Here is a 24254-nt window from a genome sequence, read left to right as displayed (position 1 = left end):
CGATTAGACGACTGCGAACTGTATTCATCCAGATCTTTGCCCCAACCAAGAGGAGCATGATGTGATCATCTTTCGTTTTTTCTCCCTGCCTTGCTTCGGCGTTCTGCGGACGTTTCCGTTTTTCCCCGGCCCGCTGCTTGGGCTGATTCTTTCTCTCGTACTGTCGCTGACAACGGGTTCGGTCCAGGCCGCGCGGCCGATGATTACCGACGATGCACGCATCGTCGATGCCAAGGCTTGTCAGCTCGAAAGCTGGGCACGGCATAACCGCGGTAGCGACGAATACTGGGCGCTGCCGGCTTGCAATTTCAGCGGCAATCTCGAATTGGCGTTGGGTGCAAGCCGTACGCGCGTGCCGGATGGCATCAGCACTACGGCAACGGTTTTTCAGGGCAAGACCTTGTTTCGCCAGCTCGAAACGAATGGCTGGTCATGGGGACTGGCGGTAGGCGGCATGCGACATGATGGCAGCACACAACCGCGCATTGCCAACGATTATTACGCCTATCTGCCGGCGACGTTTTCCCTGCGCGATGATCGTGCCTTCCTGCATGCCAACGTGGGCTGGTCACGTGATGGCGAAACGGGAAGGCAACGTGCAACCTGGGGCGTGGGCAGCGAGTGGCAACTGACGTCTTCGACATGGCTGATCGGAGAAACCTTCAGCCAGCAGAGCGGCCGTCCGTTTTATCAGGTTGGTGTGCGCCACTGGCTGGTACAGGATCGCATACAGATCGATACGACCTACGGCAATCGCCTTGGTAGCGATACGCAGGAACGCTGGTTCTCGATCGGCCTGCGTTTGTTGTCGCTGCCTTTCCTGCCTTGATCAGCGCGTTATCAACTGCTAAGAAGAGATGAGCTGGATGTTCAGGCAGAGCGGGTCGTGGACGCAGCGCCGGGCTTGTTGCCTGCGCTGTTGATTCTGTTGTAGCCGAGCGAGGCGGAAATCTTTTGTGCGGTTTCCGTCAGGTAGGCAAGCCATGCATCATCAAGCCGATCGGCTGGCGCCGAAATCGATAGCCCTGCAATCAGCTTGCCGCTGTCATCGTGGATGCCTGCAGCCATGCAGCGCACGCCGAGTTCGAGTTCTTCATTGTCGCGTGCATAGCCGAGCAGGCGCACGCGTTCCAGTTCTGCTTCGAGACGATCCAGTTCGGTAATCGAATTGCGATTGTGTCCGCTCAATCCGGTGCGTGCGGCATAGTCGCGTACCGATTTCGGCTCATCGACCGACAGAAACAGCTTGCCGGTCGACGTCAGGTGCAGCGGTGCATGGCCGCCGACGGCCCGCACGACCTGCATGCCCGAACGTTCCGAGAAGGCGCGCTCGACGTAAATGATTTCATCGTTCTGTCGTACCGATAGGCTGACCGCCTGATCGGTTTTGCGATGCAGTTCACGCATCAGATCGAGCGCGGCATCACGTACATTCAGGCGACTCTTGACGACGTTGCCCAGTTCCAGCAAACGCATCCCGAGCCGGTACGTGCCCGGATCGGAACGGTCGACGAAGCGCTTGAGCACAAGATCGTTGAGAATGCGATGCGCAGTGGACGGATGCAGGCCCGTTGTCGCGGCCAGTTCCTTGAGGCTGACTGGATCGGGTTGGTCGGCCAGTGCGTCGAGCAGGGACATCATGCGTTCAATGACCTGAATGGATGTCTTGTCTTGGTCTGCAGGGGAAGTGGACATGGATGGATTCGGCAATGCAGAGGCGCTGTTATATCACATTGTGAAAAGGTGAGGATAGAACACTTGTCTGACAGTACGCTGTCAGCGAGCGTTTTGACGTCACGTTCACATCGTCGATGACATATTGTCGTCGCTGTGGCGGACTTGTGCCCATGAACTTCTGCCCGGATAATGTTTTTCACTGCCTGCGGGCATTCCATTTCAGAGAGTGATGAAGCCCGATCCTTCCCTTCCGCAACCCATCAGCGAATTCAAGAGCAAGAGCGGCCTGCGTCGCATTCTGTCTGCGTTCGGCTATTCCATAGAAGGTTTCAAGACCGCCTGGCGTGGCGAGCATGCTTTTCGTCAGGAGGTGATGTTGGTGGCAGCAGCCGTCATCGTTGCGTTTCTGGTGCCGGTGGCACCGTGGGAGCGCCTGCTGTTGATCGGCGTCTTTGTGCTGGTACTGATCGTGGAACTCATCAATTCCGCGATCGAGGCGGTGGTCGATCGTGTGTCGCTGGAGCGTAATCCCTTGTCCAAGAATGCCAAGGATTTCGGTAGTGCTGCGGTTCTGCTGACCTTGTTGTTGGCGGGGGCGACGTGGCTGGTGATCCTGTGGCCGCTGGTCTTTTCGTGAATTGATCGACGATTTCCGTATGCCATGAAAAAAGCCGAAGCATTGCTTCGGCTTTTTGTTTGCGTGCTGACTTTGCTTCGGCATCAGGCCTTAGTGTTGCGCGTGATCCATTGTTCGAAGGAGGCCAGAAACTTTTCAAGAAATTTCTGCGTACGTTCATCGAGTTCGCCCTTGTCGTTGAGCAGCTTATCCACTTGGCCCAGATAGACTTCGGGCTGCGGCAGGATTGGCATGTTCACGTTCACAAGTACCTGACGCAGATGGTGGTTGGCACCGAAACCGCCAGTGGCACCAATCGATGCGCTGATAACCGCACCCGGCATACCCATCAGAATGCCTTGCGCATACGGACGCGAGGCGATATCGACGGCATTTTTCAGTACGCCTGGAATCGAGCGGTTGTATTCCGGCGTGACAAACAGCACGGCATCGTTCTCGCCGATCTTGTTGCGGAAATCCACCACGCTTTGTGGCGGGTTGGCTTCCCAGTCCTGGCTGAAATGCGGCAGGTCGGCGATGTCGATGATATTGAGCTTCAGCGAAGCCGGTGCAAAAGCGGCCATCGCCTTGGCCACCTTCAGGTTGAAGGATTCCTTGCGCAGGCTGCCGACGATGACGGCGACATTACGGGTTGTGCTCATGTTGTTGTCCTTAAAAATGTCGATGGAACAGGATGATCAAAGCAGAAGCAGGATGAAACAAATCGTTCTGCGATGCATCGCCGGAATCGGGCGATGGCTGTCGGTTCAGACATTACCAGATAGTTTTTCGTTTCGTAACCGCCGTGTCAGGGGGCCGGATTCGGGTGGCGTGCGTGAATCGCTTCGATGCCGGCGAGGACCTCATCGCTCAAGGTAAGTTGGATACTCGCCAGATTGCTGCGCAATTGATCGAGCGTCGTTGCACCGATGATGTTGCTGGTCACGAAAGGGCGTGAATTCACATAAGCGAGCGCCATCTGCGCAGGGTCGAGCCCATGTTCACGTGCAAGAGCGACATAGGCGGCGATCGCGGTTTGCGCATGCGGTCCTGTGTAGCGCACAAAACGGCTGAACAAGGTCAGCCGACCATCTGCGGGATGGACATCGTTCAGGTATTTGCCTGACAGTGTGCCGAAGGCCAGTGGCGAGTAAGCCAGCAGACCGACTTGTTCACGATGGCTGAATTCGGAAAGACCGAGTTCAAAACTGCGGTTCAGCAGGTTGTACGGATTCTGGATGCTGACGATGCGCGGCAGCTTCAATTGTTCTGCCGCGCGCAGAAATTGCGCAACGCCCCACGGCGTTTCGTTCGACACGCCGACATAACGGATCTTGCCTGCCTGTACGAATTCGGCAAGGATGCTCAGCGTTTCTTCAATCGGTGTGGTTTCTTCTTCAGCGTGATGTACATACTCGCGCGTACCGAAGATGTTGACGCTGCGATCGGGCCAGTGCAACTGGTACAGATCGATGTGATCGGTTTGCAGACGTTGCAGGCTGCCATCGAGTGCTTCCGTCAGGCCACGTCGATCAAGCCGGTTGTAGCCATTGCGAATGTGCTGTGGATTGTGCGCCATGCGCGACGGTCCCGTCGCCTTGGTGGCAAGTACGATGCGATCGCGCTTGCCGCTTTTCTTCAACCAGCTACCCAGATAGCGTTCGGTCAGGCCTTGTGTTTCTGCCTTGGGTGGCACGGGATACATTTCTGCCGCATCCACCAGATTGACGCCTGCATCAAGCGCAAGATCGAGTTGCGCATGCGCATCGGCTTCAGAATTCTGCTCACCCCAGGTCATGGTGCCGAGTGCAATTGCGCTGACGTGCAGGTCGGTGCGGCCGAGTCGATGTTGGTTCATGCAGTGCTCCTTGATTCGCGAGCAATCGAGTCTAGCAACAATCGCCGCGACCTGCAGGCGATGCCCGGCCAGTGCGTTAGCAGACATCTTCGCTATATCGATATGCGCGAATCAAGTAGTTGGCAATTTGCGCCTTGGTTTGCCTGCGTTATGCGTAAATCGCATAAGCAACCGCGAAACAATTCGTTCCGGTTTTTTTTGCATCCCCGTAATCTTCATTCCACCAAACCACCGGGTTTGCATTTGCTTAAAACTGCTCAGGGGAAAACATGTTGCTCAAGAAATTGGTAGTCAGCGCACTGGCGCTTGCATTGGTCGCGCCTGTCGTGAATGCGAAGGAAATCTCGTTGCTGAACGTGTCGTACGACCCGACGCGCGAGCTGTATCAGGAATTCAACAAGGCCTTTGCCAAGGAATGGAAAACCAAGACCGGTGACGATCTCAAGATTCGTACTTCGCATGGCGGTTCCGGTAAGCAGGGTCGTTCGGTGATCGACGGCCTCGAAGCCGATGTGGTGACGCTGGCACTGGCCTATGACATCGACGCGATTGCCGACAAGGGTTTGCTGGCAAAGGATTGGCAGAAACGTCTGCCGCATAACAGTTCACCTTACACCTCGACCATCGTGTTCCTGGTGCGCAAGGGCAATCCGAAAGGCATCAAGGACTGGAACGATCTGGTCAAGCCGGGCGTTGCCGTGATCACGCCGAATCCGAAAACTTCGGGTGGCGCACGCTGGAACCATCTGGCCGCCTGGCTCTATGCGCTGAAACAACCGGGCGGTACGGAAGCATCGGCGTCGGATTTCATCGGCAAGCTCTACAAGAATGTGCCGGTGCTGGATTCGGGTGCACGTGGCGCGACCACCACCTTCGTTGAGCGCGGCATTGGCGACGTGCTGCTGGCTTGGGAAAACGAAGCCATCCTGGCCATCAAGGAACTCGGCCCGGACAAGGTTGAAATCGTGGCGCCAAGCGTGAGCATTCTGGCCGAGCCGCCAGTTGCCGTAGTCGACAAGACTGTTGACCGTCGCGGCACGCGTCAGGTAGCCGAAGCCTATCTGCAGTACTTGTACTCGACCGAAGGTCAGGAATTGGCAGCGCAGAATTACTACCGTCCGATCGATCCGAAAATTGCTGCCAAGTACGCTTCGCAATTCCCGAAAATCAAGCTGTACACGATTGCGGATGTCGGTGGCTGGACCAAGGCACAGAAAGATCATTTTGCCGATGGCGGCATCTTCGACAAGATCTATCAGCCGGGTAAAAAGTAAGTTGAATCCAGTGAAGTTGAAAGCGTGAAATGAACATCCTGTTGCTGGCGGGTAGTCCGTCCACCCCATCGCGTTCCACCCGCCTGTTGCATCATGTTGGCGAACGACTGGCGCTGCTTGGTCACCGTTATGTGAAGCTGCATGTGAGGGAATTGCCGGCACAGGCGCTCGTACATGCCGACTTTGCCGACCCCGTGCTGAAAGCGGCACGGGATCAGGTAGCCGAAGCAGATGCCGTCGTTATTGCCACGCCGGTTTACAAGGCAGCCTACAGCGGCTTGCTCAAGGCATTTCTCGATCTGCTGCCGCAGGATGGCTTGAAGGGCAAGCTGGTCTTGCCGATTGCGACCGGTGGCAGCCAGTCGCACATGCTGGCACTCGATTACGGCTTGCGGCCGGTCCTATCGGCGCTTGATGCACGGCATGTCTTGCCCAGCATCTACGCCACCGAACAGCAGATCGGCTGGTCGGCCGAGACGGGATTGACCATCGATCCGGCTATCGAAAAACGCGTCAGCGATGGTATCGAAACCTTGTCTGCCAGCCTGACGGCGATTCGCGAAGTGGCGGCGGCAAACGCCTTCGATCCGATTCCGTTTTCTGCGGTGCGCTGTAGTGTCTAGCAGGCATGTTGTCAGCGAGCTCAACATCATCGTCGCTTGCGACGGATCGGTGTCGATTACTCGTCTGGCTTAACGAATTTAGTTAATCACACGATTCCTGAAAAAACGGCATGTACATGCCGAGGGGATCGCTTTTCCTGAAATTTCTGAACGGGAGAATGCGTCATGTCGAATCACGATGTAAAACGTCAGGCAAGACGTCGCACCTTGTCCTATCTGTCGGCCGCGCTCGTCGGTGCTGCTACGAGCGGTTTGCCCTTTGTGGCGGGCGCGCAGAGCAAGAGCGTGCTGCGTATTGGCTACCAGAAATACGGCACGCTGGTCATCCTGAAAGGTCGCGGTACGCTGGAAAAACGCCTGGCTGCCGAAGGTGTGGAACTCAAATGGACCGAGTTTGCTGCCGGCCCGGCACTACTCGAAGGCTTGAATGTCGGCAGCATCGATTTCGGTACGGCCGGGGAAGCGCCACCGATCTTTGCACAAGCTGCCGGCGCGGATCTGGTGTATGTGGGCAACGAGCCACCGGCACCGGCCAGCGAAGCCATCATCGTTCCAAAGAATTCGCCGATCAAAAGCGTGGCGGAACTCAAGGGCAAGCGGGTGGCGCTCAATCGTGGTTCCAACGTGCATTACCTGTGGGTCAAGGCGCTGGAACGCGCCGGGCTTGCCTACGCCGATGTGCAGACCGTGTTTCTTGCACCGGCCGATGCGCGTGCTGCATTCGAGCGCGGCAGCCTGGATGCCTGGGTGATCTGGGATCCATTCCTCGCCGCAGCCGAAAAGCAGATCGGTGCACGCGTGCTGGAAGACGGCACCGGTCTGGTTGCCAACCACCAGTTCTTCCTTGCCTCGCGCAGCTATGCACAAAAACATCCGCGCCTGATTGCGATTTTGCTCGAGGAGCTCGACAAGGTCGATCAATGGGGGGCGAAGAATCTCAAGGAAATCGCCACCGTGCTGGCCGAGCAGACAGGTCTTGATCAAGCGACGGTGGAATTGGCCGCCAAGCGTTATGCCTACGGCGTCAAGCCGATTTCCGAACAGGTACTGGCTGAACAGCAGAAGATTGCCGATGCGTTCGCGCAACTGAAGCTGATTCCCAAGCCGATACGCGTCAGGGATGCCGTGCTGGTTGCGCGGCCTTGATGTCACCCCGGCATGTGATGGATAAGCGTTGCTGCATGTTGTCGCCGAATTGTCGGTCACGCTCGCAGGCTCCGGTCATCTGCACCGTACAGATAACCCAGCGCTAGAAAGAGGAAAGAAGAAAAAATGAGTCTCAACGTATTCTGGTTCATTCCCACCCACGGCGACAGCCGTTACCTTGGCACCTCCAAAGGGGCGCGTCAGGTCGATTTCGATTACATGAAACAGGTTGCCGAAGCCGCCGATACGCTGGGTTACGACGGCGTGCTGCTGCCGACCGGGCGTTCTTGCGAAGATGCATGGGTAGCGGCCTCCAGCCTGATTGGCGCGACAAGGAAACTGAAGTTTCTGGTTGCCGTGCGCCCGGGCCTCAGCACACCCGGCCAGGCAGTTCGCATGGCCGCGACATTCGACCGCTTGTCGAAAGGGCGTTTGCTGATCAATGTCGTCACCGGTGGCGATCAGGCCGAACTCGAAGCCGATGGCTTGTGGGCACCGCATGCGGAACGTTACGAAATTTCGGATGAGTTCCTGAAAGTCTGGCGCGCTTCGCTGGCCGGAGAAGGTGGCGATGCCGGCTTCGATTTCGAAGGCAAGCACATCAAGGTCAAGGGTGCGAAGACGCTGTATCCGCCCGTTCAGAAACCATATCCGCCGCTGTATTTCGGCGGTTCTTCGGAAGCGGCGCATGAACTGGCTGCCGAGCAGGTCGATGTCTATCTGACCTGGGGCGAGCCGCCTGCGGCTGTCGCCGAAAAGATTGCCGATATTCGTGCGCGCGCCGCAAAGCATGGCCGTACCGTCAAATTCGGTATCCGCCTGCATGTGATCGTGCGCGATACGAATGAAGAGGCGTGGCGCGATGCCGACGAGTTGATCAAGTACGTCGATGACGACCTGATCGCGCGCGCGCAGGCATCGTTTGCCAAGATGGATTCCGAGGGGCAGCGTCGCATGGCGGCCTTGCATGGTGGCCGCAAGGACAAGCTCGAAGTGTCGCCCAATCTGTGGGCCGGTGTCGGTCTGGTGCGTGGTGGTGCCGGCACGGCACTGGTGGGCGATGCGGAAACCGTGGCGGCGCGCATGCGCGAGTATGCCGATCTTGGCATCGAGACCTTCATCCTGTCCGGTTATCCGCATCTCGAAGAATCCTATCGCTTCGCCGAACTGGTATTTCCTCTGCTCGGAAAGGGCAAGGACCGCAGCGGTGAACCGACGCTGACCGGCCCGTTCGGCGAAGTCATTTCCAACGACATTCTGCCCAAGGTGTCGCAAAGCTGAGGAGCGTGCATGAGTGCTGTATTGACGAATGAAGCGGCTGCCGATGGCACGCCGGTACGCCCATTGAAATCTGGTGCAAAGGCATCGGCCTGGCAGGCTTCTGTCTGGTCGCGCCTGGCACCGTGGGTCGTACCGGTATTGCTGATCGCGGTGTGGCAGCTCGCCTCGCAGATTGGCTGGCTGTCGAGCCGCATTCTGCCCGAACCGTGGGCGGTGGCGCGTGCGGCGTGGGAACTCGCCATTTCCGGTGAGTTGTGGCGACACGTGCAGGTCAGCCTGGGCCGTGCCGTAACGGCATTTGCGGTCGGTGGCGGTCTGGGTCTTGCACTGGGTTTGCTGACCGGCACGTTTCGCACCGCCGAAACCCTGCTCGATACGACTTTGCAGATGATCCGTAACATCCCGGCGCTGGCGCTGATTCCGTTGGTGATCCTGTGGTTCGGTATCGAGGAAACTTCGAAGATTTTCCTCGTCGCGCTCGGCGTGTTCTTTCCGGTGTATCTGAATACCTTTCACGGCATTCGCTCGGTGGACAAGGGCTTGATCGAGATGGCACGCAGCTACGGTCTGTCGGGCTGGCCACTGTATCGCGATGTGATTCTGCCCGGTGCATTGCCATCGATTCTGGTCGGTGTGCGCTTTTCGCTGGGGCTGGTGTGGGTACTGCTCATCGTTGCCGAAACAATCTCGGCGCAATCGGGCATCGGCTACATGACGATGAATGCACGCGAGTTTTTGCAGACGGATGTGGTGTTGGTCGGCATTCTGCTCTATGCCTTGCTGGGCAAGCTGGCTGACGTGGTATCGCGCTTGTTGGAACGCTATTGGTTGTGCTGGCATCCAGGTTACCGCCATTGATGGAGGGATGCATGTCGAATGAATTGAAAAGCGTATCCGCTACGAATGCCGACGTAGCTGGCCGTGGCGTACGCGTGAAGATCGACGATCTGTTCAAGTCCTTCAATGGACGACAGGTGCTGAAGGCGATCGAACTGGATATCGCACCGGGCGAATTCGTCGCCGTGGTCGGGCGCAGCGGTTGTGGCAAGAGCACCTTGCTGCGCCTGATTGCCGATCTGGAAGAGGCCGATCACGGACATCTGCATCTGGGCGATACAGGCAAGCGACCCGAGACGCGCATCATGTTCCAGGACTCACGCCTGCTGCCGTGGAAGCGTGTGCTGGACAACGTTGCGCTGGGTTTGCAGGACAAGCAAGCCGCACGCGTGGCCTTGCGGCAGGTCGGGCTGGAAGAGCGTGCCGGCGAATGGCCGGCAGTCCTGTCGGGCGGACAGCGGCAGCGGGTCGCACTCGCGCGCGCCTTGGTACATAACCCGGAACTGCTGTTGCTCGACGAACCGCTCGGTGCGCTGGATGCCCTCACGCGTATCGAAATGCAGCAACTGATCGAATCGCTATGGCAGGAGCGCGGTTTCACTGCCGTACTGGTCACGCATGACGTGCAGGAAGCGATTGCACTGGCAGACCGCGTGGTGCTGATCGAAGACGGTCGTATCACGCTCGATCAGCGCATCGATCTTGCACGGCCGCGTGCACGCGGCAATGCCGCATTCGCCAGGCTTGAAGAAAGCATTTTGTTGCGTGTATTGCAGCAACCTGCATCGACAACGGATCTCGACTCGGTGCTGGGCGATGTGTCGCTACTGAAATCTGTGAACCAATTCGCCTGGGCCGTCTAGGCGATTCATTCAATACTTATCAACCACTTTGCAAACGTATTAAAGGACCATCATGAGCATCGAAAAAATCAACGCCCGCAATCAGTTCAAGGGCAAGATCCACAACATCATCCTCGGCGACGTGGTTTCCGAGATCGATGTCGACACGCCGGCCGGCATTGTAACGTCGGTCATCACCACGCGTTCGGTCAAGGATCTCGACCTGAAAATCGGTACGGAAGTCGTGGCACTGGTCAAGGCGACCGAGGTGTCGTTGGCCAAACTGCTGTAATCAATTGTCGTGTAAAGCGTAAGGATGGTGCGTCATGCCGCCATCCGATGAAGATTGATGGAGGAGCGCCATGACATTTCCCGCATTGCAGGATTATCTTGCCCGGCTCAAGCATGCGCCCGTCGACACATCCTTGTGGCTGGATGCGCAAGGCAAGGCACATGGGCGCTATCTGAATGCCACGTTGACCAGCGTATTCCAGCCGATTCGTCGTTTTGACGATGGCAAGATCGTTGGTGCGCAGGGCTTCATGCGCAGCCATGCACGCAGCGATGCAGGACTCAGCGTCTGGAAATTGCTGGATACCGAAGCGACCGACGATCAGTCGATCGAACTCGATCGCTTGTGCCGTTTGCTGCATGTATTGAATTTCTATCGACAGGCCGAGGGTGAGGAAGTCGATCTCTACCTGAGCGTGCACGCACGGCTGCTGGCTGCGGTCGACAGCAATCACGGCATGTCCTTCCGCCATGTGCTGGATGTGCTTGATCTGCCGCATGAAAGGATTGTGTTGCAACTGCCAGTGATCCAGAAGGAGCAGGGCTGGCTGGCGCACTATGTGGCCGACAACTATCGCCGCAACGGTTTTCGGCTCGCCATCAATGTGCTGGATGTGCAGCAGGGCATAGAACAGTTTGCGCAGGTACGTCCGGATGTCGTCAAACTCGATGCACGCGAATTGCGCAATGAAGAGGCGACCTTGCAACTGCTGCACGAGGTACATGCCGCCGGCGCGCAACTCATTTTCAAACGCGTGGAATCGGCAGCGGTATTCGAGCGTCTACGCCAGCTTGGCAACAAGGTCGGTCATCCCGTTCTTGCGCAAGGATATCTGTGGAACGAGCCGCAGGTGCTGATATCGGCATGGAAGCATGCGCCGCGTGAGGCATCGCTTGCTCTGGGAGCGACATCATGATAGCCACATACCATGACGAACGTGTGCTGGTCGTGCCCGGCTTGCATGGCAGCGGCCCGGCGCATTGGCAAAGCCGTTGGGAAGCCTTGCATCCATCCTTCGAGCGGGTGGAGCAGGACGCATGGGATGAGCCCGATCTGCTACGCTGGTCCGCCCGATTGCAACAGCGCTTGCAGGAGTCGGATCGGCCGACCTTGCTGATTGCGCACAGCTTCGGTTGTCTGACGGCAGTGCATGCATCGCTACGTTATGGCACGGCATCGCCGGTGGTGGGTGCCTTGCTGGTGGCACCGGCCGATCCGCATAAATTCGGTGTCGCGCAAGTTTTGCGTGATGCGCGTCTGCCGTTTCCGGCGGTCGTTATCGGCAGCACCAACGATCCCTGGATGCATGCGGCACGCGCATCGTACTGGGCCGATGCGTGGGCCTGCGGCTTCGTCAATGCCGGCACACTTGGTCATATCAATGCAGATTCGTCGCTTGGCGACTGGCCTCAGGGCTGGCAGCAATTCGAACAGGTGCGGTCGATGGCACGCCTATTGGCAAGGCCGCCTGTGCAACAGGCACAGGCCGGTATTTTCATGTGAACGCATTATGTGAACGCGTTAGCGCTTTTGCTGATCGATGAGCAAATCGCGCAATGCCTGTTCGGCAGTCGCATAGTGGAAAGTAAATGCCTCCCTTTCCAGTTGCGCAGGTACCGCTCGCTGGCCTTCCAGCACGATATCGGCCTGTTCGCCAAGCAGCAGTCGAACCGGCAATGCAGGCGTCGGTAGAAAAGCAGGGCGCTGCAGGATGCGTGCAGCCGTCGTCACGAATTCCCCTTGCGTGACGGTGCCGGGTGCCGTGAAATTGTAGGCAGGGGCGAGCGCGCGCTGCTGTTCTGCCTGCTGCATCAAATGCGCAATGCCGCGCAACAAATCGTGCAGATGAATCCAGGCCAGCGCCTGCTTGCCGCCGCCGATGGGGCCGCCCAGGCCCAGTCGCACCGGCATCATCATCGGCGGCAGTGCGCCGCCATGTCCCAGCACCATGCCGAAACGCATGCAGGCTACCTGCACGCCAAAGTCGCGCGCTTGCGCTGCGGCTTCTTCCCATTCACGACAGAGTTGCGACATGAAGATCGCTTGAGGCGGTGCTGATTCATCCAGCATGCGCGTATCGTTTTGCGGCTGTACACCGTAGTAACCGACGGCCGATGCCGATAGCAAGAGGGCAGGTTTGTGGCGGGTTTTTGCAATCCACGCGACCAGTCTTTGCGTCAGTCCGACACGGCTGTCCAATAAGGTCTGTTTGCGCTGCTTGCTCCAGCGTGGGCCAAGAATGCGCGCACCGGCAAGATTGATGACGACATCGACGAGATCGTTATCGGCGATCTGATCCAATGCTTCGACACCACGCGCGGCCGGAAACAGGCGGGCAGCGCGTTGACGATCGCGCGTCAGTATCGTCACGCGATGTCCATCGGCGAGCAGGGCATGGGTCAAGGCACTGCCGACGAATCCCGTGGCACCAGTGAGCAAGACATGGCAGGGTTGCGAGGCAAAATGCAGAGCGGATTCGGTCGTCATGAGAACTTTCCTGTCAGGGGCTTTGCAAGGGCAAGGCGTGCGGTATCGCCATTCTGCGCAGCAAGTGTGCGCAGGTCTGTGCGCTAACACTTGCTGCACTGACTGAATCAGGTCATTTTGACGGCGCGGCCGATGTAAAGAATCGGTCCGGTCGGACGACCGATCGGCGAGCCGCTTTCAGGCTCCAGCGTGATCTCGAACAACTGGTTCGGCTGCATGGGCGGCAGATGGTCTAGCGGAATCTGTGCGGTTTGACCGGGTTTGACCAGGCCCAGCGAAACAGGTCCCTTCCAGTTATCGCCCTTGGTCCAGAATTGCAGCGCCTTGTTGGCCGGGACACGTTCCTGCCCCAGCGGCACCAGACTGATCTGGCCTTCCAGTTTTGCCTGCACGATCCAGCCAGGTGTCTGGCCTTGCGGATCGACCAGCACGACCATGAATTTCGGCTCCTGCACGACAGGGCGTGCCAGTACCAGTATGCCCAGCAGCAGGGCAGCGGCGAAGCTGCCCGCCGTGGTGAGGCGCCACAAGCGCAAGTCGTTCCACCAGCGTTGCCAGCCGGAGTCGAGTGAGCGAGAAGCCGGTTGAATGCTGTTGGCGATGCGCGCCCACAATGTTGTTGGCAATGGCTGTTCTGCCGGAATGCTTGTTAGCGGATGCAGGCGTGCCTCCCATTGCGCGACCGCATCGCGCAAGGTGGCGTCGTACGTCATGCGCTGCTCTATCTCGCGGCGTTGTGGCGCGGGTAGCGTGCCGAGAACATATTCACCGGCGAGCTGTTGCAAGTCGTCGTCCGTGTGGTTCATCCCATGCACTCCCGTAAAGCGGCCAGACCGCGCTTGATCCAGGCCTTGACCGAACCGATGGGCGATTGCAGACGTTCGGCAATTTCGCGATGGCTGCAGCCGTCCACATAGGCGAACAGCAAGCTGTTGCGCTTTGTTTCATCCAGATGCGACAGGCAATCGTGCAGTCTGCCCATTTCCACCTGCGTTTCATAAGGATCGTGGCTTGCCGGTTCCTGCTGCGCGTCGAGTATGTCGATCATATCGTCATCGACCGCCAGTTCGTATTCTCGATCTCGTACCAGGTTCAGCGCCTGATGTCGTACCACGCTATAAATCCAGCCGCGTCCGCTACCCTTCGTTGCATCGAAACTGCCAGCCTTGCGCCAGATGCTGACGAACGCATCGTGCACCACATCTTCCGCAAGCGCGCGTTGCCGCACGATGCGCAATGCCACGCCAAGAAGGCGTTTGCCATCTTGCCGGTAAAGACGTTGCAAAGCCGTTTGGTCGCCGCTGGCGCAGGCACGCAGAGCAGCTTCATAGTCGAAGGAATCGTCGCTCAAGGGATCATCGATCAGCCAACCGGCCGACGCAAAATGGAGTCGGCCGATTATAGCGTGCGTTTTTCACCCGCCATGCACGGGTTGAAAAACGCATTCTCGCAATTACATCGCCTTCCAGAAGATGTAATCGGCCTGATACTTCACGACTTCCTTGGCACCGACATTGCCGGCACCGCAAGCCGAAGCTGGTGCCACACCGCCTTTGGTTGCCACACGCTGGATATAGGTCACATCGGTCATGGCGCCTTTACCCATGGCCGGATTGGCTTTCACCAGTTGCAGCGGAATATTGCCGGTGCCGGCAGGCGATACGGCGACTTGCGTTGCCGTTACCTTCGAACCATCCTTGCTTTCCCACGTGGCTGGCGGACCGTAGTACTTGCCGATGGCCTTGCCTGCGCGATCATTTAGCACGGCATCGGGGCCGGCGAAGACCCATTCATGCTGGTCGATCGTGTCTTTCTTGACCTTGCATTCATACGTAATGTCGCCCACGCCAACGGTTTCCAGTACAACCTTGTTACCGGCCGGGACCTGCACGGCAGCTGGCAAGGAGTCTTGCGAGAAGGGTGCAGCCCAGGCACTGGAAATAGCAGCGAAGCCGGCCAGCAAAACAACGGATTGGATCTTTTTCATGATGGTGTGTCCTTTTGTGAATGATGAATGAACAAAGCGAAAAGGATGGAGCTGATCAGCCATGTTGCGGCTGATAGTGGTACTACCCGTCAGCGATCGTTTTGGAGGCAGGTGAGGAAAAATATTTTTTCGAGTGGGCGGTTTTGTTTCTCTGCAAGAAAGTCGTAAGGCTTTCCCTACAGCTTTTTCAGCGTTTCTTGTCGTCATCCAGTGGGCTTTGCGACTGTTGGTGTGACCAGGCCTTTTCTAGAATGGAAACAGATAAGGAAAGGGCGGAGTATGAAAGTCGTTCTGGTCGAGGATTCCGTGATTGTGCGTGCGCGCCTGACGCTGCAATTGACAAGGATCGCAGGCGTGCAAGTGACCGGTCACGCTTCGGGCGAGGATGAAGCGGTCGAGCTGGTCTTGCGGCAGCGCCCCGATCTTGTTCTTATGGATATTGGTCTGGAAAGCGGCGACGGGCTCAGTGCCTTGCTGCGCATTCGGGCCACGGAAAGCCGGATTCGCATCTGGATGTTGACGAATCATGTTTCTTCCGAAGACCGCCAGCGTGGCAAGGCAGGTGGTGCAGAACATTTTTTTGCCAAGAATACGGAAATTGAAAAACTCATTGCCCAGATCAGGGCAATCCATCTCGTTCCCTCCAGTATGTGTTGTCTGCCAGAAATGTAGATAGGCATGCTGGCTTTGCCCCCGCAAGGGGGCTTTTTTTATCCATTAAGTTAAATAAATGACATCAAATTGCAGTCCTTATGCATTTTTCTTCTAACAAAATGCAAAAAGATTCGTTCTTTTTATAACCGAGCGATGCAATTATGGCGGCCTATTAGCTTCATTTGTTATAAGAGACGTCCACATGTCCGCCGCTACACTCGCCGTTCCATCAGGGAAGTTTCGCTCCGCTCGGGTATTGCCGGGCTTTCATCTGTCACTCGGTTTCACGGTCTTTTACCTGTGCCTGATCGTGCTGATTCCGTTGTCTGCCGTCTTCATCAAATCGTTCACGATGAGCTGGGACGGCTTCATCGAAGCAGTCACCTCGGATCGGGTGGTTGCTTCCTACAAGCTGACGTTCGGTGCCTCGCTGATCGGCGCGACGCTGAACGTGATCTTCGGCGGCATCGTGGCCTGGGTACTGGTGCGTTACAAGTTCCCGGGCAAGAAGATCATCGATGCACTGGTCGATTTGCCCTTTGCGCTGCCGACTGCCGTGGCGGGTATTGCGCTCACGGCGCTGTATTCGGGCAATGGCTGGATCGGCAAGTTTCTCGAGCCACTGGGCATCAAGGTGGCGTTCACGCCGCTGGGTGTGATCGTAGCGCTGACCTTTATCGGCTTGCCGTTCGTGGTGCGTACCGTACAACCCGTGCTCGAAGATGCCGAGCGCGAGCTGGAAGAAGCTGCTGCCAGCCTCGGTGCCAGCCACTGGCAGACCTTCCAGAAAGTGATTTTCCCGACCATCCTGCCAGCCTTGCTGACGGGGTTTGCGCTGGCGTTTGCACGCGCTACGGGGGAATACGGATCGGTCATCTTCATTGCCGGCAACATGCCGATGGTGTCGGAGATCACGCCGTTGTTTATCGTCACCAAACTCGAGCAATACGATTACGCCGGTGCCACCGCCATTGCGATGGTGATGCTGCTGGTGTCTTTCACCATGCTGCTCACGATTAACCTGTTGCAAGCCTGGACCCGCAAGCGTGGCCAGTCGGAGAAAATTTAAGATGTCTGCCATTGCTCCTCCTGTTTCCGTCTCGTTCGCAGCAGGCAAACGCACGGCTCCCGTGGTGCCGGCTGCAACGCTGGAACCCGTCTGGGTACGCACGCTGCTGATTGGCGTGGCGCTGGCCTTCCTCACGCTGTTTTTGTTCGTGCCGCTGATTTCCGTCTTTGCCGAAGCACTGCGCAAGGGCTGGGATGCATACGTGGCAGCGATTCTGGAAGAAGATGCACTGGCCGCCATCAAGCTGACCTTGTTGACGGCGGCCATTGCAGTACCGCTGAACCTGGTGTTTGGCGTGGCAGCATCGTGGTGCATTGCCAAGTTCGATTTCCGCGGCAAGAGCATTCTGCTGACGCTGATCGATCTGCCGTTTTCGGTGTCGCCGGTGATTTCAGGTCTGATCTTCGTATTGCTGTTCGGTGCGCAGGGCTGGTTCGGCGAATGGCTGCAGGAACACAACATCAAAATCCTCTTTGCGGTACCGGGCATCGTGCTGGCAACCATCTTCGTGACTTTTCCATTCGTGGCGCGTGAACTGATTCCGCTCATGCAATCGCAAGGCAGTGAGGAAGAGGAAGCGGCGCTCGTGCTGGGTGCCAGCGGCTGGAAAACCTTCTGGCACGTGACCTTGCCCAACATCAAGTGGGGTCTGTTGTATGGCGTGATTCTGTGCAATGCGCGTGCGATGGGGGAATTCGGTGCGGTATCGGTTGTTTCGGGGCACATTCGTGGTCAAACCAACACAATTCCGCTGCAGGTCGAGATTCTGTACAACGAATACCAATTTTCGGCGGCATTTGCGGTGGCATCGTTGCTGGCACTGCTGGCGCTGGTTACACTTGCGCTCAAAACTTTTATTGAATGGCGCTTGCGCGACACACACGCACAGTTTCAGGAGCACGGATCATGAGTATCGAAGTCAAAAACATTCACAAGCAGTTCGGCAGTTTCACCGCGCTGAACAACGTCTCGCTGGACTTTCCGGCCGGCGAACTGACGGCACTGCTCGGCCCATCCGGTTGCGGCAAGACCACGCTGTTGCGCATCATCGCCGGTCTCGAGCAACCCGATCATGGCCAGGTCTTGCTGGATGGCGAAGATGCGTCGGCACGTCACGTGCGCGAGCGTCAGGTTGGTTTCGTGTTTCAGCACTATGCGCTGTTCAAGCACATGACCGTATTTGAAAACATCGCCTTCGGATTGCGTGTACGTCCATCGGCGACGCGTCCATCGGAATCGCAGATCAAGGAAAAAGTCACCAAGTTGCTCGAACTCGTGCAATTGGACTGGCTGGCCGATCGCTACCCGCCGCAACTGTCGGGTGGTCAGCGTCAGCGTATTGCGCTGGCACGCGCATTGGCCGTCGAACCACGCGTGCTGCTGCTGGATGAACCGTTCGGTGCGCTCGATGCCAAGGTCCGCAAGGAATTGCGTCGCTGGCTGCGTCGCCTGCATGACGAATTGCACGTCACCAGTATTTTCGTGACGCACGATCAGGAAGAAGCGCTCGAAGTGGCGGACCAGATTGTGCTGATGAACAAGGGCAATGTCGAACAGATCGGTGCGCCACGAGAGGTCTACAACAATCCGGCATCGCCGTTCGTCTATGGCTTCCTCGGCAACGTCAACCTGTTCCACGGTCGTGTGCATGAAGGTGTGTTGCAGTCGGAAGGTATCCGGTTCGATGCGCCCGATTACGCACAGACGCAGGATGCGAAGGGCATCGGCTACGTCCGTCCGCACGATCTCGAAGTCGATCGTTACACGACCGGTGCCGAGGGCATCGTCGTGCAATTGCGCCGTGCGCACGCAATCGGTCCGCTCGCACAGCTCGAACTCGAACGTGATGACAACGGCGAACTGATCGAAGCCGTGATTTCCAACGAGCGTTTCGCGCAGCAGCATTTCAAGGAAGGCGAAACGTTGATCGTGCGGCCGAAGAAGCTGCAGGTTTTCATCGACGATTCGATTTAAGCGATCGCTCAAGGCAGTACCTCCGCGGAATGTCGTCGGAGTGATCGCAAGATAAACAGCATGGATGCCTTTCCGACGGCATCAAACGAGGTATAGGCAATGAATTTTCAGCAATTACGTTCGATACGTGAAACCGCGCGTTGCGGTTACAACCTGACCGAAGTCGCCAATGTGCTCTTCACGTCGCAGCCGGGCGTGAGCCGGCAGATTCGCGAGCTGGAAGAAGAGCTTGGCGTCGATATCTTCGAGCGCAATGGCAAACGCCTGACTGGTCTGACCGATCCGGGTCGCGGCATCCTGCAGATCATCGATCGCCTGTTGCTCGAAGCCGAAAACCTGCAGCGCGCCAGCCGCGAATATGCGGAGCAGGAAATCGGCACGCTGGCCGTCGCCACTACGCACACACAGGCGCGCTACATGTTGCCGAAGGTGGTGCAGGCATTCCGTAGTGCATTTCCCAAAGTACGCATCGCCTTGCAGCAAAGTTCGCCCGAACATATCGCCGAGTGGGTGCTGTCGGGAAAATCGGATATCGGGATTGCGACAGAAGGGTTGAGCCAGTTCGAAGATCTGGTGTCTTTTCCGTGCTATCGCTGGCATCACGCGATTGTCGTGCCAGAAGGCCATGTGCTGTTAGACAAATCACTTGTCACCTTGCAGGATCTCGCAGAGTATCCGCTGATCACTTACGATCTCGGTTTCACCGGACGCAGTCACATCGATGATGCGTTCAAGAACGCCAATCTGAATACCGATATTATCCTGACCGCGATGGATTCGGATGTGATCCAACAGTACGTGGCGCTGGGGCTCGGCATCGGCTTGGTCGCCTCGATGGCACTCAAGCAGAACGGGCCGAATCCCGGCCTCAAGGTCATCGACGGCGCGCATCTGTTTGCAGAAAACGTCACCCGTCTGGCCGTGCGTCGCGGGGCCTACCTGCGCAGCTACACCTACGATTTCATTCAGTTGTTTGCGCCGGAGCTCTCGCGCGACGACATTGACAAGGCCATGCGCAGCGGCGCTTGAAGCTTGTGTTACAGCATGCCCTCTTTGGTGTCGGTGATAACATCGACTGCAGATAACTTGATGAGGGGCGAATATGCGAATTGCAGCAACCTTGAGCGGATTTGCGTTGATGGTGTGCGCAGTGGCACACGCGGAAACGGTGACCGTGCCGTTGAAACATGCTGTGGTCGAACATGATAAGGATGCTGGGCAGGATCTTGTTAACGTGGTCTTGGCACCTGAGGGCCAGCGTCGCATCACGACGTTTACGCGTGATCGGGTGGGGCGCAAGATTTACCTTCGTCTGGATGGCACGTTGTTGACTGCGCCTACTCTGATGAGTCCGATTGAAGGGAATACCTTGCAACTTTCTCCCGGACTGACTGGATTCGGCAATCTGTCTGCGCAAGCGATTGTGACGCGACTTAACGAGCGTGGTGCGGTAGAAGTCTCGGATGAGAAATAACTGTTAATCAGGACTTTTGTTGACGACTTTGGCGATGTGCCGTTACCAATCAGTTTTCCCAAAGAAAAAGGCGATGCACATGCATCGCCTTTTTTCATCCTCTACCGATATCAGGGAAACAAGGCTTTCTTTGCAGCCTGCTTGGCCTTGATCTCGCTAGTGATCTTCTGGATGGTATTAATACGTGCCGAAGTAGATGGATGGATCGCCGTGTAGCCATTCACGACGCTGGCCGGATACTGCGTTGCCAGACGTTGCCAGAAAGAGGCGGCACCATCGATGCTGTAACCGGCGCGAGCCAGCATGTACAGCGCAACGGTATCGGCTGCCACATCCATGTCTTGCGGCATCGGCTTGATGCCGCTCATGCCTGACAGTTCGCTGACATCCGGATTGACGCGTGTCATGTTGTCGATGATGGCACCAACCGTGGCATTCATCTGCTGGCGTGTCGGATGACCGAGTGCGTTGTGCGCCAGTTCGCGCGCCAGCACGTAGGCGACCTCGGTGTCGTTACGGGCAAAGTTCAGCATGCCGCGCGTGACCAGCACACGGCGGCCATCGGCGTACGCGTTGACGTTATCGACGTTGCCCAATTCGATGCCGAAGCCGCAGGCAGCCGTCAGCGGCACCGACAGCGTCAATGGCGAACCCTTGCGCGACACGCTGATCTTGACCGTCGATAGTTTGCTGACGACAGGGCCGAGTTGCGCGGCAGCCTGACGTTCGGCATTCGGGCCTTGCGGTAGAGGTTGATTCTCGATGGCCGTCAATACATCGCCACGCATGATGCCGGCACGGGCCGCGCCGCTATTGCGCAACACACCCGTGACTTGCAAGCGTTCTTCGAGGCCCAGCGCGGTCGCGGCATCGACGTAATCTTCCGAGTAGGAATAGCGGTTCTTGGCGGTAAAGCCAATCAGCTTGCGTGCGCTGCTCTTGCACAGTGCCGCGTTATCGACCAGCAGCGGTGCCGAGATGTTGTAGAGACGATCCTGCTGGGCCGTGATCGAGCGCAAGGCTTGCAGTTGGGGTGCTTCGGTGACGGGTGTTGGGCCGCTGCGCGGTGAGTCGAGCGGTACGGTGGAGCAAGCTGCGAGAACCAGCGCCGCCAGCGGCACGCAAGCTTGTTTGAGCAAGCGGGCGGGACGCGACGGCGCGCCTTGTGATTGGGACAGGACGGATTCAGGCAAGTCTTGCATACATCGTTCTCCAGAAAATTAGTGTTTGCCGGTGCTGCCGAAACCGCCGGCACCGCGCTCGCTCGCATCGAAGTCTTCGACCACATTGAAGCCGACCTGCAGCACCGGCACGATGACGAGTTGCGCGAGACGTTCCATGGGGTTGAGCGTGAAGGCAGTCTGGCCGCGGTTCCAGGTCGAAACCATGAGTTGGCCTTGGTAATCCGAGTCGATCAGACCGACCAAGTTCCCCAGCACGATGCCATGCTTGTGGCCCATGCCACTGCGCGGCAGGATCACTGCAGCATAACCGGGGTCGGCCACATGAATCGCCAGACCGGTAGGAATCAAATGCGTGCTGCCGGGTTCGATCACGAGCGGCGTATCGATACACGCGCGCAGGTCGAGGCCGGCACTGCCGGGCGTTGCGTAGGCCGGCAATTGGTCTTTCATGCGCGGATCGAGAATCTTGACGTCAATGGTTTTCATGCGTTCTTCAGTAAAGAAATTCAGGGATAGGCGTTGAGCCAGCCACGCGCCATGCGCTGCGCGATCTCGCCGATCAACTGGCGTGCCAGTGTCTGCTTGTCGCCCGGTGGCAGCGGCGTGTGGCCGTTGTCGTCGAACAGAACAAGCTCATTTTGATCCTGGCCGAAGGTCTGATGGCCGATGTTGCCGACCAGCAGAGGAATGTTTTTCTTGCGGCGCTTGGCTTCGCCATACGAAACGAGGTTTTCGGATTCGGCAGCGAAGCCGACGCAATATGGTTTCTTTTCCAGCGCGGCGACGGCGGCGAGAATATCGACGTTCTCGTCGAACTCCAGTGCAGGTGTGCGCTGTTCGTCGGTCTTCTTGATCTTTTGCGACGCCCTGTTGCGCACGCGCCAGTCGGCCACGGCGGCAACGGCGATGAACACATCATGCGCTGCCACGCGCGACATGACGACATCGTGCATCTGCTCTGCCGTCTGCACGTTGATGCGTTGCACGCCGAAAGGCGTGTCGAGCGCGGTAGGACCGGAAACCAGCGTGACCTCGGCACCGGCTTCGTAGGCGGCACGCGCCACCGCATACCCCATCTTGCCTGACGACAGATTGGTGATGCCACGAACGGGATCGATAGGTTCAAAGGTCGGACCGGCGGTGACCAGCACATGCTTGCCCGCCAGTGTCTTGGGTTGGAACGACGCGATGATGTCGGCCAGCAGATGCTCGGGTTCCAGCATGCGGCCCATGCCGGTTTCACCGCAGGCCTGTTCGCCAGCGTCGGGGCCAAGCATCTGGATGCCATCGGCACGTACCTGCGCCACATTGCGCTGCGTTGCCGGATTCAGCCACATTTCCACGTTCATTGCCGGCGCGACCAGCAAGGGAACATGTGCAGGCCGCGCCACGCACAACGTGGACAGCAGATCGTCGCAGGCGCCGTGCGCGAGCTTGAAGAGAAAGTCGGTAGAGCAGGGCGCGATCACGATGGCATCGGCGTCACGCGTCAGATCGATGTGCGCCATGTTGTTGGCGATACGTGCATCCCATTGACTGGTGTGGACGGGACGACCCGACAGTGCCTGCATGGTGACCGGCGTGATGAATTGTGCTGCCGCTTCGGTCATGACAACTTGCACGGTCGCACCGGCTTTGGCCAGCGCGCGCGTGAGTTCGGCTGCCTTGTAGCAGGCCACGCCGCCGGAGAGGCCCAGAACGATGTGTTTACCAGCGAGATCCATACGACTGTCTCCTGAAAGATTGCCGGCTAGTGTAACAGGCCGGCTTGCCTGCGCGGCGGTGTGCGTGTTTGCTTGAATGGGACGGTGTGATGCTGTCATGGATGATGGCGGCGTTACATCGCATCACTCGGCAAGGCATCCTGCTGCGTCGATATTCATCATTCCCGCGCCGTCAGCGCACGTAAGTGCGGCCAATGGTGTGGGAGCGAATCGATGGCTATTTGCCGACGCGGCGCAGTTCGTCGTAGATGAAGAGCACGGCACCGATGCAGATCGCGCTATCGGCGATATTGAATGCCGGCCAGTGCCAGCCACCAACGTGGAAATCCAGAAAATCGATGACATAGCCGTAGAGCACGCGGTCAATTACGTTGCCGATGGCGCCGCCTAGAATCAGCGCCAGCGCCCAGCTAAACAGGCGTTGGCCAGCGTGCTTGTACAGCAGGTAAATGATGAAGGCCGATGCCGCCAGACCGAGAATCGTGAAAAAGTAACGCTGCCAGCCCGAATGATTGGCCAGGAAACTGAACGCCGCACCTTTGTTGTAGACGTGAACGAAATTGAAGAATGAGGTGACGGTAACCGATTCGCCATATGCCAGCATGCGCACGGCCGTGATCTTGGTGATCTGGTCGAGCAGAATGATGATGGTAGCGATGCCGAGCCAGGGCAGCATGCTGGCGCGCGAAGAGAAGGAGCGTTTGTTTGCCATCGAGGAAATCCGTTACGTGAATGAAAACCGGTCGGTGACATCCATTTCTGTTGTCACCGACCGTCGTGCCGCAAATCAGGCAAAGCGTCGCGCTTCGCCCTTGCCGAACAAGTTATCGACGCAGCGACCGCATAGGCCCGGATGCTCGGGATGAGACCCGACTTCGGGGCGATAGTGCCAGCAGCGTTCACATTTTTCATGCGTCGAAGGCGTCACGGTCACGCTTTCTTCTTCTGCCGAAGCGACTTTCGCGACTCGGGCTGCCGAAGTGATCAGCACGAATTTCAGATCGTCGTCGAGACTGGTCAGCAGATCGAATTTCTCGCCACTTGCCTTGAAATCGATTTCCGCTTGCAGCGACGAACCGATGTTGCCTGCCATGCGCACGTCTTCCAGTTGCTTGGTGACGTCGTCGCGAATCGCGCGCAACGCAGCATATTTGGTCAGCAAGGCATCCTGATCGGCAACCGTCGGCAGCGTGTAGAAGGTTTGCGTGAAGATCGTATCGCCGGCTTCGTCACCCGCAAACACGGCCCAGGCTTC

29 protein-coding genes are annotated in these 24254 nt (G+C 57.7%); 17 read left to right on the top strand and 12 right to left on the bottom strand.

Annotated elements, in window-relative coordinates; genetic code table 11:
• The first annotated feature begins 133 nt into the window (after window positions 1–133).
• The gene (locus QZ725_RS14470; RefSeq protein ID WP_293781161.1) at window positions 134–829 is read left to right on the top strand and encodes a hypothetical protein; all 696 of its coding nucleotides are present in this window, start codon (window positions 134–136) and stop codon (window positions 827–829) included.
• 41 nt (window positions 830–870) lie between these two features.
• On the opposite strand, the gene QZ725_RS14465 is transcribed toward QZ725_RS14470, so the two are convergent.
• Window positions 871–1695: an IclR family transcriptional regulator gene (locus QZ725_RS14465; RefSeq protein WP_293781147.1), complete on the bottom strand. Its 825-nt coding sequence runs from the start codon at window positions 1693–1695 to the stop codon at window positions 871–873.
• A 211-nt stretch (window positions 1696–1906) separates the two neighbouring features.
• Between QZ725_RS14465 and QZ725_RS14460 the strand changes: the two genes are divergently transcribed.
• Window positions 1907–2314, top strand: a complete 408-nt coding sequence (locus QZ725_RS14460; RefSeq protein WP_293781144.1) for a diacylglycerol kinase — start codon at window positions 1907–1909, stop codon at window positions 2312–2314.
• Between the two features lie 83 nt (window positions 2315–2397).
• On the opposite strand, the gene QZ725_RS14455 is transcribed toward QZ725_RS14460, so the two are convergent.
• Both QZ725_RS14455 and QZ725_RS14450 read right to left on the bottom strand, forming a co-directional pair.
• A complete protein-coding gene (locus QZ725_RS14455) occupies window positions 2398–2955 on the bottom strand; it encodes an NAD(P)H-dependent oxidoreductase (RefSeq protein WP_293781141.1) in 558 nt (185 codons plus the stop codon).
• Window positions 2956–3101: 146 nt separating this feature from the next.
• Window positions 3102–4151 (bottom strand): NADP(H)-dependent aldo-keto reductase, encoded by a 1050-nt coding sequence (locus QZ725_RS14450; protein WP_293781138.1) that lies wholly within the window; start codon window positions 4149–4151, stop codon window positions 3102–3104.
• Window positions 4152–4420: 269 nt separating this feature from the next.
• Here QZ725_RS14450 and QZ725_RS14445 point away from each other — a divergent pair, with 269 nt between their 5' ends.
• From QZ725_RS14445 to QZ725_RS14405, 9 genes are all read left to right on the top strand, one after another.
• Window positions 4421–5425, top strand: coding sequence for a sulfate ABC transporter substrate-binding protein (locus QZ725_RS14445; RefSeq protein ID WP_293781135.1), 1005 nt, complete (start codon window positions 4421–4423; stop codon window positions 5423–5425).
• Between the two features lie 29 nt (window positions 5426–5454).
• Window positions 5455–6048: an NADPH-dependent FMN reductase gene (ssuE, locus tag QZ725_RS14440; protein ID WP_293781132.1), complete on the top strand. Its 594-nt coding sequence runs from the start codon at window positions 5455–5457 to the stop codon at window positions 6046–6048.
• A 165-nt stretch (window positions 6049–6213) separates the two neighbouring features.
• Window positions 6214–7194, top strand: a complete 981-nt coding sequence (locus QZ725_RS14435; RefSeq protein ID WP_293781129.1) for a sulfonate ABC transporter substrate-binding protein — start codon at window positions 6214–6216, stop codon at window positions 7192–7194.
• A gap of 126 nt (window positions 7195–7320) precedes the next feature.
• Window positions 7321–8475: an FMNH2-dependent alkanesulfonate monooxygenase gene (gene ssuD / locus QZ725_RS14430; RefSeq protein WP_293781126.1), complete on the top strand. Its 1155-nt coding sequence runs from the start codon at window positions 7321–7323 to the stop codon at window positions 8473–8475.
• 9 nt (window positions 8476–8484) lie between these two features.
• Window positions 8485–9333 carry an aliphatic sulfonate ABC transporter permease SsuC gene (ssuC, locus tag QZ725_RS14425; RefSeq protein ID WP_293781123.1) on the top strand — a complete coding sequence of 283 codons (849 nt, stop codon included), beginning with the start codon at window positions 8485–8487 and terminating at the stop codon, window positions 9331–9333.
• An 11-nt stretch (window positions 9334–9344) separates the two neighbouring features.
• Window positions 9345–10175 (top strand): ATP-binding cassette domain-containing protein, encoded by an 831-nt coding sequence (locus QZ725_RS14420; RefSeq protein WP_293781120.1) that lies wholly within the window; start codon window positions 9345–9347, stop codon window positions 10173–10175.
• 52 nt (window positions 10176–10227) lie between these two features.
• Window positions 10228–10446, top strand: coding sequence for a molybdopterin-binding protein (locus QZ725_RS14415; protein ID WP_293781117.1), 219 nt, complete (start codon window positions 10228–10230; stop codon window positions 10444–10446).
• Window positions 10447–10516: 70 nt separating this feature from the next.
• Window positions 10517–11362, top strand: a complete 846-nt coding sequence (locus tag QZ725_RS14410; protein ID WP_293781114.1) for an EAL domain-containing protein — start codon at window positions 10517–10519, stop codon at window positions 11360–11362.
• Complete coding sequence (locus tag QZ725_RS14405) at window positions 11359–11949, top strand: alpha/beta hydrolase (RefSeq protein ID WP_293781111.1); 591 nt, start codon at window positions 11359–11361, stop codon at window positions 11947–11949. Before QZ725_RS14410 ends, QZ725_RS14405 begins: the two co-directional genes overlap by 4 nt.
• 18 nt (window positions 11950–11967) lie before the next feature.
• Here QZ725_RS14405 and QZ725_RS14400 read toward each other — a convergent pair whose 3' ends face one another.
• The 4 genes from QZ725_RS14400 to QZ725_RS14385 form a co-directional block, all read right to left on the bottom strand.
• Window positions 11968–12933, bottom strand: a complete 966-nt coding sequence (locus QZ725_RS14400; protein WP_293781108.1) for a TIGR01777 family oxidoreductase — start codon at window positions 12931–12933, stop codon at window positions 11968–11970.
• A gap of 107 nt (window positions 12934–13040) precedes the next feature.
• On the bottom strand, window positions 13041–13739 hold the full coding sequence (locus QZ725_RS14395) for an anti-sigma factor (protein WP_293781105.1): 699 nt from the start codon (window positions 13737–13739) through the stop codon (window positions 13041–13043).
• Window positions 13736–14284, bottom strand: a complete 549-nt coding sequence (locus tag QZ725_RS14390) for a sigma-70 family RNA polymerase sigma factor (RefSeq protein WP_293781102.1) — start codon at window positions 14282–14284, stop codon at window positions 13736–13738. The genes QZ725_RS14395 and QZ725_RS14390 overlap by 4 nt, the downstream gene beginning before the upstream one ends.
• Before the next feature lie 102 nt (window positions 14285–14386).
• Entirely contained in the window at window positions 14387–14920 is a 534-nt protein-coding gene (locus QZ725_RS14385) for a DUF3455 domain-containing protein (protein WP_293781099.1), read from the bottom strand.
• Window positions 14921–15199: 279 nt separating this feature from the next.
• Here QZ725_RS14385 and QZ725_RS14380 point away from each other — a divergent pair, with 279 nt between their 5' ends.
• The 6 genes from QZ725_RS14380 (at window position 15200) to QZ725_RS14355 (ending at window position 20091) form a co-directional block, all read left to right on the top strand.
• Window positions 15200–15592, top strand: coding sequence for a response regulator transcription factor (locus QZ725_RS14380; RefSeq protein ID WP_293781096.1), 393 nt, complete (start codon window positions 15200–15202; stop codon window positions 15590–15592).
• 184 nt (window positions 15593–15776) lie between these two features.
• Entirely contained in the window at window positions 15777–16643 is an 867-nt protein-coding gene (gene cysT, locus QZ725_RS14375; RefSeq protein ID WP_293781093.1) for a sulfate ABC transporter permease subunit CysT, read from the top strand.
• Between the two features lies 1 nt (window position 16644).
• Window positions 16645–17553 carry a sulfate ABC transporter permease subunit CysW gene (cysW, locus tag QZ725_RS14370; RefSeq protein WP_293781090.1) on the top strand — a complete coding sequence of 303 codons (909 nt, stop codon included), beginning with the start codon at window positions 16645–16647 and terminating at the stop codon, window positions 17551–17553.
• Window positions 17550–18617 (top strand): sulfate ABC transporter ATP-binding protein, encoded by a 1068-nt coding sequence (locus QZ725_RS14365; protein ID WP_293781087.1) that lies wholly within the window; start codon window positions 17550–17552, stop codon window positions 18615–18617. The genes cysW and QZ725_RS14365 overlap by 4 nt, the downstream gene beginning before the upstream one ends.
• A 99-nt stretch (window positions 18618–18716) precedes the next feature.
• A complete protein-coding gene (locus tag QZ725_RS14360) occupies window positions 18717–19646 on the top strand; it encodes a CysB family HTH-type transcriptional regulator (RefSeq protein ID WP_293781084.1) in 930 nt (309 codons plus the stop codon).
• Between the two features lie 73 nt (window positions 19647–19719).
• Entirely contained in the window at window positions 19720–20091 is a 372-nt protein-coding gene (locus tag QZ725_RS14355) for a hypothetical protein (protein WP_293781081.1), read from the top strand.
• A gap of 110 nt (window positions 20092–20201) precedes the next feature.
• Here the strand turns inward: QZ725_RS14355 and QZ725_RS14350 are convergent, their stop codons facing one another.
• The 5 genes from QZ725_RS14350 to QZ725_RS14330 all read right to left on the bottom strand — a co-directional run.
• Window positions 20202–21293, bottom strand: a complete 1092-nt coding sequence (locus QZ725_RS14350) for a M48 family metalloprotease (protein WP_293781078.1) — start codon at window positions 21291–21293, stop codon at window positions 20202–20204.
• An 18-nt stretch (window positions 21294–21311) separates the two neighbouring features.
• Window positions 21312–21761, bottom strand: a complete 450-nt coding sequence (dut, locus tag QZ725_RS14345) for a dUTP diphosphatase (RefSeq protein ID WP_293781075.1) — start codon at window positions 21759–21761, stop codon at window positions 21312–21314.
• A gap of 20 nt (window positions 21762–21781) precedes the next feature.
• Window positions 21782–22999 carry a bifunctional phosphopantothenoylcysteine decarboxylase/phosphopantothenate--cysteine ligase CoaBC gene (gene coaBC, locus QZ725_RS14340; RefSeq protein ID WP_293781072.1) on the bottom strand — a complete coding sequence of 406 codons (1218 nt, stop codon included), beginning with the start codon at window positions 22997–22999 and terminating at the stop codon, window positions 21782–21784.
• 217 nt (window positions 23000–23216) lie between these two features.
• Complete coding sequence (gene lspA / locus QZ725_RS14335) at window positions 23217–23711, bottom strand: signal peptidase II (protein ID WP_293781069.1); 495 nt, start codon at window positions 23709–23711, stop codon at window positions 23217–23219.
• 75 nt (window positions 23712–23786) lie between these two features.
• Window positions 23787–24254 (bottom strand): zinc finger domain-containing protein (locus QZ725_RS14330; protein ID WP_293781066.1); only part of this gene is annotated, 468 nt, incomplete at its 5' end.

Origin of the sequence: uncultured Oxalicibacterium sp. (assembly GCF_913776015.1) — a bacterium.
GTDB lineage: Bacteria > Pseudomonadota > Gammaproteobacteria > Burkholderiales > Burkholderiaceae_D > Oxalicibacterium.
Note: the sequence above shows the minus strand (reverse complement) of the source record. Positions and strands in the feature narration are given on the sequence as shown.

Bases quoted from the DNA above. Each gene is read 5' to 3' on its own strand.
- QZ725_RS14360 (WP_293781084.1), top strand. From the start codon at position 18,717: ATGAATTTTCAGCAATTACGTTCGATACGTGAAACCGCGCGTTGCGGT.
- QZ725_RS14365 (WP_293781087.1), top strand. From the start codon at position 17,550: ATGAGTATCGAAGTCAAAAACATTCACAAGCAGTTCGGCAGTTTCACC.
- QZ725_RS14415 (WP_293781117.1), top strand. From the start codon at position 10,228: ATGAGCATCGAAAAAATCAACGCCCGCAATCAGTTCAAGGGCAAGATC.
- lspA (WP_293781069.1), bottom strand. From the start codon at position 23,711: ATGGCAAACAAACGCTCCTTCTCTTCGCGCGCCAGCATGCTGCCCTGG.
- QZ725_RS14385 (WP_293781099.1), bottom strand. From the start codon at position 14,920: ATGAAAAAGATCCAATCCGTTGTTTTGCTGGCCGGCTTCGCTGCTATT.
- dut (WP_293781075.1), bottom strand. From the start codon at position 21,761: ATGAAAACCATTGACGTCAAGATTCTCGATCCGCGCATGAAAGACCAA.
- QZ725_RS14455 (WP_293781141.1), bottom strand. From the start codon at position 2,955: ATGAGCACAACCCGTAATGTCGCCGTCATCGTCGGCAGCCTGCGCAAG.
- QZ725_RS14355 (WP_293781081.1), top strand. From the start codon at position 19,720: ATGCGAATTGCAGCAACCTTGAGCGGATTTGCGTTGATGGTGTGCGCA.
- QZ725_RS14435 (WP_293781129.1), top strand. From the start codon at position 6,214: ATGTCGAATCACGATGTAAAACGTCAGGCAAGACGTCGCACCTTGTCC.
- QZ725_RS14445 (WP_293781135.1), top strand. From the start codon at position 4,421: ATGTTGCTCAAGAAATTGGTAGTCAGCGCACTGGCGCTTGCATTGGTC.
- ssuD (WP_293781126.1), top strand. From the start codon at position 7,321: ATGAGTCTCAACGTATTCTGGTTCATTCCCACCCACGGCGACAGCCGT.
- cysT (WP_293781093.1), top strand. From the start codon at position 15,777: ATGTCCGCCGCTACACTCGCCGTTCCATCAGGGAAGTTTCGCTCCGCT.
- QZ725_RS14350 (WP_293781078.1), bottom strand. From the start codon at position 21,293: ATGCAAGACTTGCCTGAATCCGTCCTGTCCCAATCACAAGGCGCGCCG.
- ssuC (WP_293781123.1), top strand. From the start codon at position 8,485: ATGAGTGCTGTATTGACGAATGAAGCGGCTGCCGATGGCACGCCGGTA.
- QZ725_RS14405 (WP_293781111.1), top strand. From the start codon at position 11,359: ATGATAGCCACATACCATGACGAACGTGTGCTGGTCGTGCCCGGCTTG.
- QZ725_RS14395 (WP_293781105.1), bottom strand. From the start codon at position 13,739: ATGAACCACACGGACGACGACTTGCAACAGCTCGCCGGTGAATATGTT.
- cysW (WP_293781090.1), top strand. From the start codon at position 16,645: ATGTCTGCCATTGCTCCTCCTGTTTCCGTCTCGTTCGCAGCAGGCAAA.
- QZ725_RS14400 (WP_293781108.1), bottom strand. From the start codon at position 12,933: ATGACGACCGAATCCGCTCTGCATTTTGCCTCGCAACCCTGCCATGTC.
- QZ725_RS14410 (WP_293781114.1), top strand. From the start codon at position 10,517: ATGACATTTCCCGCATTGCAGGATTATCTTGCCCGGCTCAAGCATGCG.
- QZ725_RS14450 (WP_293781138.1), bottom strand. From the start codon at position 4,151: ATGAACCAACATCGACTCGGCCGCACCGACCTGCACGTCAGCGCAATT.
- QZ725_RS14420 (WP_293781120.1), top strand. From the start codon at position 9,345: ATGTCGAATGAATTGAAAAGCGTATCCGCTACGAATGCCGACGTAGCT.
- QZ725_RS14460 (WP_293781144.1), top strand. From the start codon at position 1,907: ATGAAGCCCGATCCTTCCCTTCCGCAACCCATCAGCGAATTCAAGAGC.
- QZ725_RS14380 (WP_293781096.1), top strand. From the start codon at position 15,200: ATGAAAGTCGTTCTGGTCGAGGATTCCGTGATTGTGCGTGCGCGCCTG.
- ssuE (WP_293781132.1), top strand. From the start codon at position 5,455: ATGAACATCCTGTTGCTGGCGGGTAGTCCGTCCACCCCATCGCGTTCC.
- QZ725_RS14465 (WP_293781147.1), bottom strand. From the start codon at position 1,695: ATGTCCACTTCCCCTGCAGACCAAGACAAGACATCCATTCAGGTCATT.
- coaBC (WP_293781072.1), bottom strand. From the start codon at position 22,999: ATGGATCTCGCTGGTAAACACATCGTTCTGGGCCTCTCCGGCGGCGTG.